This is a genomic window from Mycolicibacter terrae, from assembly GCF_010727125.1.
GTDB classification, from domain to species: Bacteria; Actinomycetota; Actinomycetes; order Mycobacteriales; family Mycobacteriaceae; genus Mycobacterium; species Mycobacterium terrae.
The window spans coordinates 2,064,628-2,077,895 of sequence record NZ_AP022564.1 but is presented as its reverse complement, the minus strand read 5'-3'; the positions used below and the strand labels follow the sequence as shown (position 1 = coordinate 2,077,895).

The window sequence follows — 13,268 nt, the reverse complement described above, 5'->3', positions numbered from 1 at the left end:
TCAGCCGACCGACAAGGCGGGCGGCTGGACGGGGCGGACGTCGGTGACGTCGACCACTTCGGCGTCGATGTAGTCGTCGGTGCGGCGGCCCGCAGCGCGCCGAGCGGTATACCAGCGTCCGCCGGCCACCGTGGCGGCCGCCAGCGGCGTGTGGCGCCCGATCCCGGCGGTGGCCAGCGCGGCCAGCAGTGGCCGGGCGGCGGTACGGGTCGGGGGTGCCAGCAGCAACAGGCCCGCCAGCGTGGTCAGCGGGCCGGGGACGAGCACCAGCAGGGTGCCCGCCGCGACCAGGCCGCCGTCGGTGAGCACACCGGGCCCGGCTCCCGAACGCAGCCGCCTGACCTGACGTCGGACCTGTCCTGCCGACAGCGCCAGCCCGCCCACGAAGGCGCCCAGCAACAGCAGCGTCGTCCAGCCGAATCCGATCGCCCAGATCAGTGCGGCAACCGCGGCCGACTCGGCCACGGCGTAGATCAGAAACATCCGCAACACAGCGCTCGCCATGCCACCCCAACGTCCGGGCCGCCGAGGAGGTTCCCTCCCGGCGGACCGGGGAATACGTTGAGGCGATGACGACCATCGAAATCGCGACCCCCGACGGGCCCATCGAGGCGTTGCTGGACATCCCGGACGGGCCCGGGCCGTGGCCTGGAGTGGTGGTGATCCACGACGCGATCGGCTACGCCGCGGACATGGAAGCCATCTCCGAGCGGATCGCCGGCGCGGGCTACCTCGCGGTGTCGCCGAACCTGTACTCGCGCGGCGGCCGGGCGCGCTGCATCACCCGGGTGTTCCGCGAGCTGTTGACCCAGCGCGGCCGCGCCCTGGACGACATCCTGGCCGCCCGCGATCATCTGCTGGGCATGCCGGAGTGCTCCGGGAAGGTCGGTATCGCCGGTTTCTGCATGGGCGGGCAGTTCTCATTGATCTTGTCACCCAAGGGCTTCGGGGCCTCCGCCCCGTTCTATGGCACTCCGCTGCCGCGCCACCTCGACGAAACACTCGAGGGCGCCTGCCCGATCGTCGCCAGTTTCGGCGGTCGTGATCCGCTGGGCGCCGGCGCCCCCGACCGGTTACGCCGGGTCGCCGAGCGCAAGAACATCCCGCACGACATCAAGGTCTATCCCGGAGCGGGGCACAGCTTCGCCAACAAGCTGCCCGCCCAGCCGCTGATCCGCATCGCCGGCTTCGGCTACAACGACGCCGCGACCGCCGATGCCTGGGCGCGGGTGTTCGCGTTTTTCGACGAACACCTCCACGCCCTCGGCTGAGCTCAGGTGAGGCTGCCGGCCCCGGCGAGCACCCGCGGGAACAGCACGTTGTTCTCCTTGTGTACGTGCAGGTGGATGTCGCTCTCCAGGTCCGCCAGGCCGGCCAGCATCGCGGTGTAGCTGGCGCAGGCGTCTGCCGGGATGGTGTAGCCGTCGGTGAGTTCCCGCAGTTCGGCGAGCAGGTGGCCGGCGTTGTCGTGCTCCTGCTGGTTCTCGGCCAGTTCGTTGCGCACCTCATCCGACAGCGGGCGGTCGGGCCGGCCGGCATGCAGGCTGATCTCGGGGAACAGCATGGTCTCCTCGGTGCGCAGGTGCGGCTCCATGCCGGCGCGAAGCTGGTGGAAGAGCTCCCGGACGCGTGCCAGCTCGCCGTGGTTGGGGCCGTGCACCCGTGCCACCTTGTCGACCAGCTCCGCCAGCCGGGGGAACTCGTCCCACAGGAACCGGTGGTGGGTGCTGACGATGTGGGCGATCAGCGAGGCGTCGTCGAAGTCGGCCCAGTCGGCGCGCTGAGCGGGCTGGCCGGAGCTGTTGAGTGCCGCGAGCAGCTGATCGGCGTCGACGCCGTCGGCGGCGCACGCATCATTGAGTGTCCGTTGGCCGTGGCAGCAGAAGTCGATCCCGAACTTGCTCAGGATGCGTGTGGTCGACGGGTCGGCGGTCACGATGTCGCCGAGGATCTGGTCGGAGGTGAAGGTGGCCACGAGAGCTCCTAGTTTGTCGGTGGGTCCAACCCAACAATGCTAATTTTAATGACTTAAGTCCACTATATGTGACGGAGTCGTGGCCTCAGCCGGCGGCGGTCAGTGCCAGCCCGACGTTGTTGCGCATGCCGCCCCGCAGCTTGCTGAACAGGTTGAACACCCGCCCGATGATCCCGTACCGCTTGCCGATCGCGGCGTAGACGGCGCCGTTGTGCGCCTTGTCCAATACGGTGGCCACCGCCTCGATCGCCTCGCCCTTGGGTCGGCCCCGCATGTCACAGACCGCCAGGGTGACGCGCGGGGTGTTGCGGATCCGCTTGACCTTCCAGGACGACTCCTGGGTGATCACCAGCAGCCGGTCTCCGTCGGCGGCCGCCCACACCGGAGTGGGCTTGGGGCGGCCGTCCTTGGTGAATGTGGTCAGCAACAGATAGTCGGACTTGGCGATCTCAGCAAACGTCGGGGCCACGGACGTGAATCTACCCGCCCGGAGCGTCGGCGCCGGGATCCCTGATGAAGGGGCGAGCGGGGCCGCTCGGCTACAGCGGCGGCCGGGCCGGGAGCGGGTGCAGGTCGGCCAGCTTGGGCAGCACGGGCTTGGGTTGCGCCGTATCCACGTAGGCGGCCACCGCGTCGGCCGAGATCAGCCCGTAGCGCACCAGCAGATCGACGGCGTTCAAGCCGAAGTGCTTGGCAACCCGCAGCAGATTGTCCGCGGTGATGAGCCGGCCTTCGTGCGCCGCCTTGTAGTACGCCGACTTGCGATAGCCGAAGGCTTCATAGACCTCGGTCGCGGGGAGCGGCCGCCCGATCAGATAGGGCAACACCACCGATGGGTCTTTCTCACGATCGTCCATGGTTTTAGACCATAGTCCTGTTAGGCGGGCTGAGACCAGACCGTCGGACGAATTTCCTCTGTTTTTTCTTACGTCAGTGCCAGTTTCCTGCAACGCTACGACAATCGGATTACGATCCTCTGCCCGGTCAGCGCGGCATTCGGCGCCAGACGGCCTGGGGCACCAGTCGCATCAGGGCGAACATCGGCCGCAGCATCCAGGGCACCGCGACCGTGCGCCGGCCCCGCGCGAGGGCCCGAGCGGTCGCGGCCGCCACCTGGGCTGGGGTGCTGGCAGGCGGAGCCGGCTTCATGCCGGCCGTCATCCGCCCGATGACGAACCCGGGACGCACGATCAGCAACCCCACCCCCGTGCCGTGCAAGGCGTCGGCCAGTCCGTTGGCGAACCCGTCCAGGCCGGCCTTGGCGGAGCCGTAGACGTAGTTGGCACGGCGTACCCGCACCCCCGCGATCGAGGAGAACACCACCATGCGGCCCCGGCCCGCGGCGCGCATCGCCGCGGCCAAATGGGTGAGCAGGCTGACCTGCGCGACATAGTCGGTGTGGACCACGGCCACTGCGTGCGCGGCATCGGCTTCCGCGCGCGCCTGATCGCCCAGGATCCCGAAGGCCAGCACGGCGGTGCCGATCGGGCCGTGCTCGGCGATCAAGGCCGCAACCCGGGGGCCGTGGCCGGCTAGGTCGTCCGCATCGAACTCCATCGTGTGCACCGCCGCGGCACCCGCCTCGCGCACGGCGGTGACCTGGGCGTCGAGTCGGTCGGCGGCCCGGGCGGCGAGCACCACCGTCGCCCCGGGCGCCAGCCGGCACGCCAGTTCCACACCGATCTCGCTGCGCCCGCCGAAAATCACCACCGGCCCGTCAACCGTGTCGTTCACGGCTGCGATTATCGCCTGCGCTAGCGTGAACGGTGATGGCGAACGCGACGACCCGGCTCACCAGTGACGCACTGGCCTTTCTCACCGAACGTCACCTGGCGATGCTGACCACCCTGCGCGCCGACAACTCTCCGCACGTGGTCGCGGTCGGCTTCACCTTCGATCCGAAGACCCATATCGCCCGGGTGATCACCACCGGCGGCTCGCAGAAGGCGGTCAACGCCGAGCGCGCCGGGGTGGCCGTGCTCAGCCAGGTCGACGGCGCGCGCTGGCTCTCACTGGAGGGCAGCGCCAGCGTCAACGACGCGGCCGCAGCCGTGCGCGACGCCGAGTTGCGCTACGCCCAGCGATACCGGACGCCGCGGGTCAACCCGCAGCGCGTGGTGATCGAAGTACAGGTGGAGCGCGTGCTGGGGTCTGCTGATCTGCTCGACCGCGGTAACCGTTAGACGGCCACCACGACCAACTCGTGCGGCCGGTTGTTCAGTGACTCGGCGCCGTCCTCGGTGACGATCACGATGTCTTCAATCCGGGCGCCCCACTCGCCGGGAAAGTAGATGCCCGGCTCGACCGAGAACGCCATTCCGGCGGCCAGTGCCACGTCGTTGCCGGCGACGATGTAGGGCTCCTCATGCACCGACAAGCCGATGCCGTGCCCGGTGCGGTGCACGAAATATTCCGCCAACCCCGCCTCGGCCAGCACATCGCGCGCCGCCGCGTCGACCTGCTGCGCCGATATCCCGGGTCGGATGCTGTCGACCGCCGCGCGCTGCGCCCGCTGTAGCACCGAGTAGCGTTGCGCCACCTGCGCGTCAGGTTCTCCCAGGCTGTAGGTCCGGGTCGAGTCGGAATGGTACCCGGGCTCGACCGGACCCCCGATGTCCACCACGACGATGTCGCCGGGCCGTAACTCGCGATCCGAGCACTCGTGGTGTGGGTCGGCACCGTGCGGCCCGGAACCCACGATGATGAATGCCACCTCCGAATGCCCTTCGGCGACAATCGCTTCGGCGATATCAGCGGCGACGTCGGCCTCGGTGCGGCCGGGCACCAGAAACTCCGGCACCCGGGCATGCACCCGGTCGATCGCCGCGCCGGCCATACGAAGTGCGTCGATCTCGCTGGGGTCCTTGATCATTCGCAGCTCACGCAACACCTCGGTGGCCAGCACCGGAGTTTCCCCGAGCACCTCGACCAGCGGCAGCAGATGCAGCGCCGGCATCGAATCGGCGACCGCCGCGGCCGCCGGCGAGGCCCCGAGCGCCTCACCCACCAGGCGGTAGGGGTCCTGCCCGTCGACCCAGGACTGCACGGCGATACCCAGGTCGGCCACGGCGGATTCGCGCAGCGCCGCCAGCTCCAGCCGCGGCACGACCATGGTGGGCGGGCCGGACACGGGCAGCACCAACGCGGTCAGCCGCTCGAAGGTCTGGGCGCGTGATCCGGTCAGGTAGCGCAGGTCGTAACCCGGGGTGATCACCATCCCGGCCAGGCCGGCGTCGGCGCTGGCGGCGGCCGCGGCGGTCAGGCGATGGGCGTAAACGCTGCTGTCGAACCGGGAAGTCACGTCTGCCAGGCTAACCGGCGGGAAATAGGGTGGGACCCATGACTGCTCCCGTGCTGCTGCTCGACGGTGCCAGTATGTGGTTCCGGTCCTACTTCGGGGTACCGTCCTCGATCACCGCGCCCGACGGCCGGCCGGTGAACGCGGTGCGCGGCTTCTTCGACTCGGTGGCCACCCTGATCACCCGGCAGCGTCCCGACCGGCTGGCCGTCTGTCTGGATCTGGACTGGCGACCACAGTGGCGGGTCGACCTCGTCGCCTCCTACAAGGCCCACCGGGTGGCCGAGGAGGGAATAGCAGGACCGGCAGGACCAGCGGCCCCCGCCGATACCGTCGACATCGAGGAGGTGCCCGACGACCTGAGTCCGCAGGTGGAGATGATCGCCGAGCTGCTCGATGCGTTCGGGATCGCCACCGCCGGAGCACCGGATTTCGAGGCCGACGACGTGCTGGGCACGCTGGCCGCCGCCGAACGCAAGGACCCGGTGATCGTCGTCAGCGGCGACCGCGACCTGCTGCAGGTCGTCGCCGACCGCCCCGTCGCGGTCTCGGTGCTCTACCTGGGACGCGGACTGGCACAGGCGACCCTGTTGGGCCCGGCGGAGGTGGCAGAGCGCTACGGCCTGCCCGCCGAGCGCGCCGGCGCCGCCTACGCCGAGATGGCATTGCTACGCGGTGATCCCTCCGACGGGCTGCCCGGAGTGCCCGGTATCGGCGAGAAGACCGCCGTCGGGCTGCTGGCCCAGTACGGCTCGCTGGCGGCGGTGCTGGCCGCCGCCGCCGATCCGGACTCGCCGATGGCCAAGGGTGTGCGGGCGAAATTGCAGGCGGCGCAGGATTACATCGCCGCCGCCGGACCGGTGGTGCGGGTCGCCACCGATGCCCCGGTCAAGCTGTCGACGCCGTCGGACACCCTGCCACGGGTGGCTGCGGACCCACCGCGCGTCGCCGCACTGGCCGAACGCCTGGGAGTGGGATCCTCGATCGCCCGGCTGCAGCGGGCACTCGACACGCTGCCGGACTGAGCCGGATTAATGTGGCGGTCCCAGCTTCGCGACTACTTGGGCCGACCGACCTCGTAGGTACCGGAGTTGTCCTGGAAGGTGACGGTCACCTGACGTTTGGTGCCGTCGATGCTGACTTCGCAGTTGAACGTGTCACCCTGCTTGACGACCGGACTCTGACCGTTGTTGCACCGCACGTCCTTGACGTTCTTGGCGCCGTAGCCGTTGGTCTGGTCGGCCAGGATCTGCTGTACACCCTGCTGGGCCTTCTCGACGTCGAGCTTGGTCGTCACGAAGAACCCGGGCTTCCAGAACCCGAGCACCAGCACCACCAGCGCGGCGATCCCCAGGCAGGTGGCGAGCACGGTGCCCACCAGCGCGGTCGGGCGCTTGCTCCCGGACCCGGGCTGCCCGTACTGGCCCGGCTGCTGCGGGTACTGACCGTACTGGCCGGGTTGGCCGTACTGGCCCGACTGGCCGTACTGGCCGGGTTGACCGTACTGGCCCGGTTGGCCGTACTGACCCGGCTGACCGTATTGAGCGGGTTGGCCGTACTGGCCGGGCTGGCCGTACTGCGCCGGCTGACCGTACTGCTCGGGCTGCGGATAGCCGGGATACTGCGGTGCCGAGGGGTATGAGGTCTGCTGCGGGTACTGCGACGGCGTGTAGGCCGGTGGCTGCCACTGCTGCTCGGCGCCTGTTGCCGGACCCGCTCCGGTGCCCTCTTCGGGCTGCCCGGGCTGCTGAGGCTGCCACGGCTGCGTCGGGTCGTATCCCTGCGGTCCGCTCATCGTTGTTCCTCGAGTCCTCTCGCGTAGCGGGTGCTGATCACCGCCGGCTCTTCACCGTAGCGCCCGGACCAGCCTACCCGGCGTCAACGGCGACGACGCCGCGCAAAACCGTGTCGATGGCCTGTTTCGCGGTCGACCGCAACTCGGCGCCGGGTGCCGCGTTGCGCAGCTGATCCAGCAGGTCGAGGACCTGCCGGCACCAGCGCACGAAGTCACCCGCCGACAACGGCGAACCGGCCGCGCCGGTGTGGTCGCTGGCATCCAATGCCGAGGCCAGGTCGCCGGTGCGCGCCCAGCGGTACACCGCGGCGACGAAGCCGTCGTCGGGTTCCCGGCTCGCCGTGATGCCGTGCCGGCGCTCATCGGCCCGCAGCGCCGCCGAGAGCTTTCGGGTCTGATGCAGGGCGCGTCGCACCGACTCGGTAGGCGGCTGCAGGGTCGGTGGTCCGCCCGGGCCGTCCGCACCGCGTGACTCGTAGAGCACCGCGGAGACCACCGCGGCCAGCTCGGCCGGGCCGAGGCCGTCCCACGCCCCGGTACGCAGACACTCGGCGACCAAGAGGTCGCTTTCGCTGTAGATCCGAGCCAGCGTCCGGCCGTCGGCGGTCACTTTCGGATCGCCGTCACCGACGGCGATGAAGCCCCGCTCGGCGAGCAGGCCGACGATCCGGTCGAAGGTGCGGGCCAGTGAGTTGGTAGCCGCTTCGACCTTCCGGCGCAGTTGCGCGTTGTCGGCCTCCACGCGCAGGTAACGCTCGGCGGTGCGCACCTTGACCTCACGGTCGGGTTCCGCGTGGGTGGGATGATCGCGCATCCGCTGCCGCAGCGCCGCCAGTTCCGGGTCCACCGGGTCGTCCTGCGGGCCGCCGCCGCGCCGCCCGCGCGGGCCGGGCGCCACCAGCCCGGCCGCTGCGGACCGCAACGCCGAGGCCAGATCGCGGCGAACCCGGGGCTGGCGGTGTTCCACCCGTTTGGGCAGGTTCATGGTGCCGATCGGAGGCACGGCGCCCGAGTAGTCCGCCGAGGAGATCCGGCCCGCCCAGCGGTGTTCGGTGAGCACCAGCGGCCGAGGTTCGTCCGAATCCCGATCGGCTTGCAGCACCACCGCCAGGCCACCGCGGCGGCCGTGGGTGAGGGTGATGATGTCGCCTTTTCGCAACGCCGCCAGCGCGTCACTGGCGGCGCGGCGGCGCTGTAACCGTGAGGCACGCGCCTGGGCGCGTTCACGTTCGGAGATCTGCGCGCGCAGCCGGGCGTAGTCGAGCACCGCCGAGTCACGGCCGCCGAGGTCGGCAGCGATCTCATCGAGGGTCCGTTCGCCGCGTTCGGCGCCGCGCACCAGGCCGACGACCGACCGGTCGGCCTGATACTGGGCGAACGACTGCTCCAACAACCGGTGGGCCTGCTCGGGGCCCATCTGCTGCACCAGGTTGATCGTCATGTTGTAGGACGGCGCGAACGAACTGCGCAACGGGAAGGTACGGGTGGACGCCAGCCCGGCGACCTGTTCGGGATCGGCGGTGCTCTCCCCCGGGTGCCACAACACCACCGCGTGGCCTTCGATGTCGATGCCGCGCCTGCCGGCCCGGCCGGTCAGCTGGGTGTACTCACCCGGGGTCAGGGCGGCATGCTGCTCACCGTTGAACTTGACCAAGCGTTCGAGCACCACCGTGCGGGCGGGCATGTTGATGCCCAGTGCCAGTGTCTCGGTGGCGAACACGGCCTTGACCAGGCCCGCGGTGAACAGCTCCTCGACGGTGTGGCGGAACACCGGCAGCATTCCGGCGTGGTGGGCGGCCAGACCGCGCAGCAGCCCCTCGCGCCATTCGTAATAGCCCAGCACGGCAAGGTCGTCGTCGGCGAGGTCGCCGCAGCGGTGGTCGATCACTTCGGCGATACGGGCCCGCTCCTCTTCGCTGGTCAACCGCAGCGGCGAGCGCAGGCACTGCTTGACCGCGGCGTCGCAGCCTGCCCGGGAGAACACGAAGGTGATCGCCGGCAGCAGGCCGGCCGAGTCCAGAACGGCGATCACGTCGGGGCGCATCGGAGGCCGGTAGCTCGGCCGTGCGGGGCCGCCCCGGCCCGAGTGGCGGCGCGGTGACCAGTCGGTGAGCCGGTCGGCCTCCCGGCGATGGGCGATGTGCCGCAATAGTTGTGGGTCGACGCGCGGCCGGCCCGGGGTGCCCGGTCCGTCGGCGTCGGGCCGCGATTCGAACAGGTCGAACAGCCGTTTGCCGACCAGCATGTGCTGCCACAGCGGCACCGGGCGGTGCTCGTCGACGACGACGGTGGTGTCTCCTCGCACCGTCTGGATCCAGCCGCCGAACTCTTCGGCGTTGCTGACCGTCGCCGACAGGCTGACCAGCCGCACCTCGTCGGCCAGGTGCAGGATGACCTCCTCCCAGACCGCGCCGCGCATCCGATCGGCCAGAAAGTGCACCTCGTCCATCACCACATGCGAAAGACCCTGCAGGGCGGGTGAATTCGCGTACAACATGTTGCGCAACACCTCGGTGGTCATCACCACCACCGGCGCGTTGGCGTTGACCGACTGGTCGCCGGTCAGCAGACCCACCCGGTCCTTGCCGTAGCGAGCGACCAAGTCGGTGTGCTTCTGGTTGCTCAGCGCCTTGATCGGCGTGGTGTAAAAGCACTTTCCGCCGGCGGCCAGGGCCAGGTGCACAGCAAACTCGCCGACCACGGTCTTGCCGGCGCCGGTCGGCGCGCACACCAGCACCCCTCGACCGTCCTGCAGGGCCTCACACGCCCGGCGCTGGAAGTCGTCCAGCCCGAACGGCAGTTGCGCGGTGAACAGGCTCAGTTCGGTCATGCCGGCACGCAGCCGTGGTCGCTGTGGGCCTGTGTGAGCGTGCACAGTTGTACGACAAAACCGGCGTGTCGCGGCGCAAACACGCACGCTCGCCGGTCTGGGGCGCCCACCGGCGGCGGGGTGGGCCTACTCATGCGGGGCGGCGACGGGTGCGGGGGTATCGATGGGCGAGGCTTCATCGTCGCGCAGCTGCGTGGCGGCCTCCCGCCTGGCCTTGCGTCGGTCGTGCAACCGGGCGATCTGGATCGCGAACTCCAGCAGCAGCGTCAGCGCCAGGCCCAGCGCGGTCATCGAGAAGGGATCGGAGCCCGGCGTGGCCACCGCGGCGAAGGCGAACACCGCGAAGATCAGCCCGCGCCGCCACGCTGCCAGCCGGGCGTAGCTGAGCACGCCGACCTGATTGAGCATCACGATCAGCAACGGGAACTCGAAGCTGATTCCGAACACCAGCAGCAGGTTGATCAGGAACCCGAAATAGCGTTCGCCGGACAGCGCAGTCACCTGGACGTCGCTGCCGATGGTCAGCAGAAATCCCAACGCCTTGGCCAGCACCAGATAAGCCAGCACGGCGCCGGTGACGAACAGCACGGCGGCCGAGACCACGAACACCACCGCGAAGCGCCGCTCCTTGCGGTACAGCCCCGGCGTGATGAAAGCCCACAGCTGGTAGAACCAGATCGGGCAGGCCAGCACCACGCCGGCGGCGACAGCGACCTTGAGCCGGAGCATGAACTGATCGAACGGCCCGGTTGCCAGCAATCGGCAGTGTCCATCCGATGCGATCTGCGCCCGCGCGGAGTCGGGCAGCGCGCAATAGGGATGTCGTAGCCACTCGCCGAGGCTTTCCAGCCCCAGAAAGCCGTGCGAGTACCAGGCGAACCCGAAGGCGGTGGTGACGGCGATACCGGCCAGCGACAACAACAGCCGGGTACGCAGTTCGCGGATATGGTCGACGAGCGACATCGTCCCGTCGGGATTGGTGCGGCTGCGCCGTTGGCGTGGGTCAAGCCGCTTGACGAAGCTGGTGGCACGCACCATCACGGGGCGCTCGGGCGCTGGGGAGACGAGAGCCTAGGCCGACCGCGGGTCAGCCGGTGGCTCGACGCGTTCGGACTGTACTGGTGACGGCGTGGCCGATGGTTCTGCCTTGTCGTCGCCCTGCAGTTCGCGGATCTCCGATTTGAAGATTCGCAGTGACTTGCCGAGCGACCGGGCCGCGTCGGGAAGCCGCTTGGCGCCGAACAGCACGACCACTACGAGCAACAGGATTGCCCAGTGCCACGGACTGAGACTGCCCACTTCGGTTACCTCCAGACGTCGCCTCGATGCTACCGCAGGACCGCAGGTCGGCCCGCCTCCGCGCGCCGCCGACCGCTAGCCGGCGCCGGCGTAGGCCGCCAGTGCGGCCGCCGCGGCGTCGCGCACCCGGGCCGCCAGCGACTGGGGCGCCACGACCTGAACCTCATCGCCCATCCCCAGCAGCAGCCGGGTCAACCACTCGTCGGAGGCATAGGTCATCTCCGCCTCCCGCCAGCCGTCGGCCACTTCGCCCACCAGTCGCATCGGGTAGTACTCGAACATCCACGCCGCCGAGGGCGCCACCCGCACCGTCGCGACCGGCATCGACGGGTCGGCGTCGAACAGCGAGGTGTCGGTCTCGGCCTGCCGCGCCGGTTCCGGCGGTGCGGCAGGCTCGTCGAGCACCTCGGCGCCGTCGATGCGGTCGAAGCGGAACAGTCGCACGCCCGCGGATTCTCGGCACCACGCCTCCAGGTAGCTGTGGTTGGCGATCAGCACTACCCGGATCGGGTCGACGATCCGGTGCGACGAGGTGTCTCGCGAGGCGGCGTAGTAGTCGATGGCCAGCGCCCGGTGGCGGTGCACGCCGTCGCGGACGATCCCGGCGACCGGGTCATCCTCGCCCGCAGGTTCGATCGCCCGCTGGGCGGCCTCACCGGCGGCGTTCTCGATCTTGGCGATCGCGCTGCGGGCCGCTCGGGGATCGACGATGCCGGGCATGCCGACCAGTGCCCGCAGTGCCATCAGCACGGCGGTGGCCTCCGGCGAGGTGAGCCGCAACGGCCGATCCACCCCCGCGGACTCGTGGACGTCGAGGCGATCCTCGTAGAACGTCACGTCGATCAGGTCGCCGGGCCCATACCCGGGCAGTCCACACATCACCAGCTGATGCAGATCGGCCTGCAGTTGCGCCAGGGTCACGCCGAGTTCGGCGGCGGCCTGCTTCTTGGTTATCCCGGGGCGGGCCTGCAGATACGGCACCATGTTCAGCAGCCGGACCAGCCGATTCGACAGGTGGCTCACGCCGAGACCTCCTGGGCGCAGGCGGTGAGCCGGGCCACCACGTCGTCGCGCAGCGAGGGCGGGTCCACCACGACGGCGTCGGCCCCGTATCCGGCGATCTCGCGGGCCAGCCGGTCGTGGGTGCCGATGTCGACGCCGATGATGTCGCCGTCGCGGCCGGCCCGCGATTCGCGGCCCAGTACCGTGCCGGCCCGGCGCAAGGCCACGGCCCGATCGTCGGCGACCCAGATGCGGGCCTGCACTCCGCTGGGGGCCTCCCCCACGGCGGCCGCCACGATCCGGCGCAGATCGGCGCCGTCGGGTCGGGCGACCGCGCCCGGCGGCCCGATCGGTGTGACGTCATCGGCGATGCGTGACATCCGGAAGGTGCGGACCGCGTCGCGGTCGCGGTCGTGGCCCACCAGGTACCACCGGCCGGAATGGGTGACCACACCCCACGGCTCCACGGTGCGGGTGGCGTAGGGCGCCACCGGCGACGGGCGGTGGCCGAACTGCACGGCCTGGCGCGCCTGCACGGCATCCATCAGCGCCCCCAGCGCCGGCTCGGCGCGATGGATGCCGGGCAGCGCCGCCGGGGGTGCGACCAGCACGTCGGCGCGATCGGGATCCACTTCGACGCCGGCGGCCTGCAGTTTGCCCACCGCGCCTTGGGCGTTGGCGCGCAGCTCCGGGGACTGCCACAGTTGGACGGCGACGGCGACCGCGGCCGCCTCGTCGGGGGTCAGCTCGATGGCGGGCAGCGCGTAGGCGTCGGGGTTGATGCGGTACCCCTCTACCGTGTCGAGACCCGACACCTTGCCGGTCTCCAAGGGTATGCCCAGGTCACGCAGCTCATTCTTGTCGCGCTCGAACATCCGGGAGAACGCGTCGTCGCTGGGGCTGTCGCCGTAGCCGATCACGGTGGCGCGAATCTTCTCCGCCGTGAGGTAACCGCGGGTGGACAGCAGCGCGATGACAAGATTGAGGAGTCGTTCGACTTTGGCGGTCGCCATGAAAATAGACAATAGGCGCTGCCGGGTGCCGGGTCGGTCGGATGTGGTCAGCCGGC

At 70.0% G+C, this 13,268-nt stretch carries 15 protein-coding genes; 3 read left to right on the top strand and 12 right to left on the bottom strand.

Annotation, left to right across the window (positions count from 1 at the left end):
• Entirely contained in the window at positions 1-504 is a 504-nt protein-coding gene (locus tag G6N23_RS10065) for an FxsA family protein (protein ID WP_085259330.1), read from the bottom strand.
• Between the two features lie 65 nt (positions 505-569).
• On the opposite strand from G6N23_RS10065, the gene G6N23_RS10060 reads away from it, so the two are divergent.
• Positions 570-1,271: a dienelactone hydrolase family protein gene (locus G6N23_RS10060; protein ID WP_085259329.1), complete on the top strand. Its 702-nt coding sequence runs from the start codon at positions 570-572 to the stop codon at positions 1,269-1,271.
• 2 nt (positions 1,272-1,273) lie between these two features.
• Here G6N23_RS10060 and ric read toward each other — a convergent pair whose 3' ends face one another.
• The 4 genes from ric to G6N23_RS10040 all read right to left on the bottom strand — a co-directional run bounded on the left by ric (position 1,274) and on the right by G6N23_RS10040 (position 3,709).
• Complete coding sequence (gene ric, locus G6N23_RS10055) at positions 1,274-1,975, bottom strand: iron-sulfur cluster repair di-iron protein (RefSeq protein ID WP_085259328.1); 702 nt, start codon at positions 1,973-1,975, stop codon at positions 1,274-1,276.
• Positions 1,976-2,060: 85 nt separating this feature from the next.
• The gene (locus G6N23_RS10050) at positions 2,061-2,444 is read right to left on the bottom strand and encodes a PPOX class F420-dependent oxidoreductase (RefSeq protein ID WP_085259327.1); all 384 of its coding nucleotides are present in this window, start codon (positions 2,442-2,444) and stop codon (positions 2,061-2,063) included.
• 70 nt (positions 2,445-2,514) lie between these two features.
• On the bottom strand, positions 2,515-2,832 hold the full coding sequence (locus tag G6N23_RS10045; RefSeq protein WP_085259326.1) for a hypothetical protein: 318 nt from the start codon (positions 2,830-2,832) through the stop codon (positions 2,515-2,517).
• A gap of 127 nt (positions 2,833-2,959) precedes the next feature.
• On the bottom strand, positions 2,960-3,709 hold the full coding sequence (locus G6N23_RS10040) for an SDR family NAD(P)-dependent oxidoreductase (RefSeq protein ID WP_085259325.1): 750 nt from the start codon (positions 3,707-3,709) through the stop codon (positions 2,960-2,962).
• Between the two features lie 35 nt (positions 3,710-3,744).
• On the opposite strand from G6N23_RS10040, the gene G6N23_RS10035 reads away from it, so the two are divergent.
• Positions 3,745-4,158: a F420-dependent biliverdin reductase gene (locus G6N23_RS10035; RefSeq protein WP_085259324.1), complete on the top strand. Its 414-nt coding sequence runs from the start codon at positions 3,745-3,747 to the stop codon at positions 4,156-4,158.
• Here G6N23_RS10035 and G6N23_RS10030 read toward each other — a convergent pair.
• A complete protein-coding gene (locus tag G6N23_RS10030; protein ID WP_085259323.1) occupies positions 4,155-5,276 on the bottom strand; it encodes a M24 family metallopeptidase in 1,122 nt (373 codons plus the stop codon). The two genes, G6N23_RS10035 and G6N23_RS10030, sit on opposite strands and share 4 nt — an antisense overlap.
• 38 nt (positions 5,277-5,314) lie before the next feature.
• On the opposite strand from G6N23_RS10030, the gene G6N23_RS10025 reads away from it, so the two are divergent.
• The gene (locus tag G6N23_RS10025) at positions 5,315-6,298 is read left to right on the top strand and encodes a 5'-3' exonuclease (RefSeq protein ID WP_085259322.1); all 984 of its coding nucleotides are present in this window, start codon (positions 5,315-5,317) and stop codon (positions 6,296-6,298) included.
• 32 nt (positions 6,299-6,330) lie between these two features.
• On the opposite strand, the gene G6N23_RS10020 is transcribed toward G6N23_RS10025, so the two are convergent.
• From G6N23_RS10020 to G6N23_RS09995, 6 genes are all read right to left on the bottom strand, one after another.
• Positions 6,331-7,068, bottom strand: a complete 738-nt coding sequence (locus tag G6N23_RS10020; RefSeq protein WP_085259321.1) for a DUF4333 domain-containing protein — start codon at positions 7,066-7,068, stop codon at positions 6,331-6,333.
• Between the two features lie 73 nt (positions 7,069-7,141).
• The gene (locus tag G6N23_RS10015) at positions 7,142-9,898 is read right to left on the bottom strand and encodes a DEAD/DEAH box helicase (protein WP_085259320.1); all 2,757 of its coding nucleotides are present in this window, start codon (positions 9,896-9,898) and stop codon (positions 7,142-7,144) included.
• Between the two features lie 126 nt (positions 9,899-10,024).
• Positions 10,025-10,936: a twin-arginine translocase subunit TatC gene (gene tatC / locus G6N23_RS10010; protein ID WP_085259480.1), complete on the bottom strand. Its 912-nt coding sequence runs from the start codon at positions 10,934-10,936 to the stop codon at positions 10,025-10,027.
• A gap of 33 nt (positions 10,937-10,969) precedes the next feature.
• On the bottom strand, positions 10,970-11,197 hold the full coding sequence (gene tatA / locus G6N23_RS10005; RefSeq protein WP_085259319.1) for a Sec-independent protein translocase subunit TatA: 228 nt from the start codon (positions 11,195-11,197) through the stop codon (positions 10,970-10,972).
• 75 nt (positions 11,198-11,272) lie between these two features.
• Positions 11,273-12,220: a helix-turn-helix transcriptional regulator gene (locus G6N23_RS10000; RefSeq protein ID WP_085259318.1), complete on the bottom strand. Its 948-nt coding sequence runs from the start codon at positions 12,218-12,220 to the stop codon at positions 11,273-11,275.
• The gene (locus G6N23_RS09995; RefSeq protein WP_085259317.1) at positions 12,217-13,212 is read right to left on the bottom strand and encodes a helix-turn-helix transcriptional regulator; all 996 of its coding nucleotides are present in this window, start codon (positions 13,210-13,212) and stop codon (positions 12,217-12,219) included. Before G6N23_RS09995 ends, G6N23_RS10000 begins: the two co-directional genes overlap by 4 nt.
• Between the last annotated feature and the right edge of the window lie 56 nt (positions 13,213-13,268).

Bases quoted from the DNA above. Each gene is read 5' to 3' on its own strand.
- G6N23_RS10045 (WP_085259326.1), bottom strand. From the start codon at position 2,832: ATGGACGATCGTGAGAAAGACCCATCGGTGGTGTTGCCCTATCTGATC.
- G6N23_RS10065 (WP_085259330.1), bottom strand. From the start codon at position 504: ATGGCGAGCGCTGTGTTGCGGATGTTTCTGATCTACGCCGTGGCCGAG.
- G6N23_RS10060 (WP_085259329.1), top strand. From the start codon at position 570: ATGACGACCATCGAAATCGCGACCCCCGACGGGCCCATCGAGGCGTTG.
- G6N23_RS10035 (WP_085259324.1), top strand. From the start codon at position 3,745: ATGGCGAACGCGACGACCCGGCTCACCAGTGACGCACTGGCCTTTCTC.
- G6N23_RS09995 (WP_085259317.1), bottom strand. From the start codon at position 13,212: ATGGCGACCGCCAAAGTCGAACGACTCCTCAATCTTGTCATCGCGCTG.
- tatC (WP_085259480.1), bottom strand. From the start codon at position 10,936: ATGGTGCGTGCCACCAGCTTCGTCAAGCGGCTTGACCCACGCCAACGG.
- G6N23_RS10020 (WP_085259321.1), bottom strand. From the start codon at position 7,068: ATGAGCGGACCGCAGGGATACGACCCGACGCAGCCGTGGCAGCCTCAG.
- G6N23_RS10015 (WP_085259320.1), bottom strand. From the start codon at position 9,898: ATGACCGAACTGAGCCTGTTCACCGCGCAACTGCCGTTCGGGCTGGAC.
- G6N23_RS10025 (WP_085259322.1), top strand. From the start codon at position 5,315: ATGACTGCTCCCGTGCTGCTGCTCGACGGTGCCAGTATGTGGTTCCGG.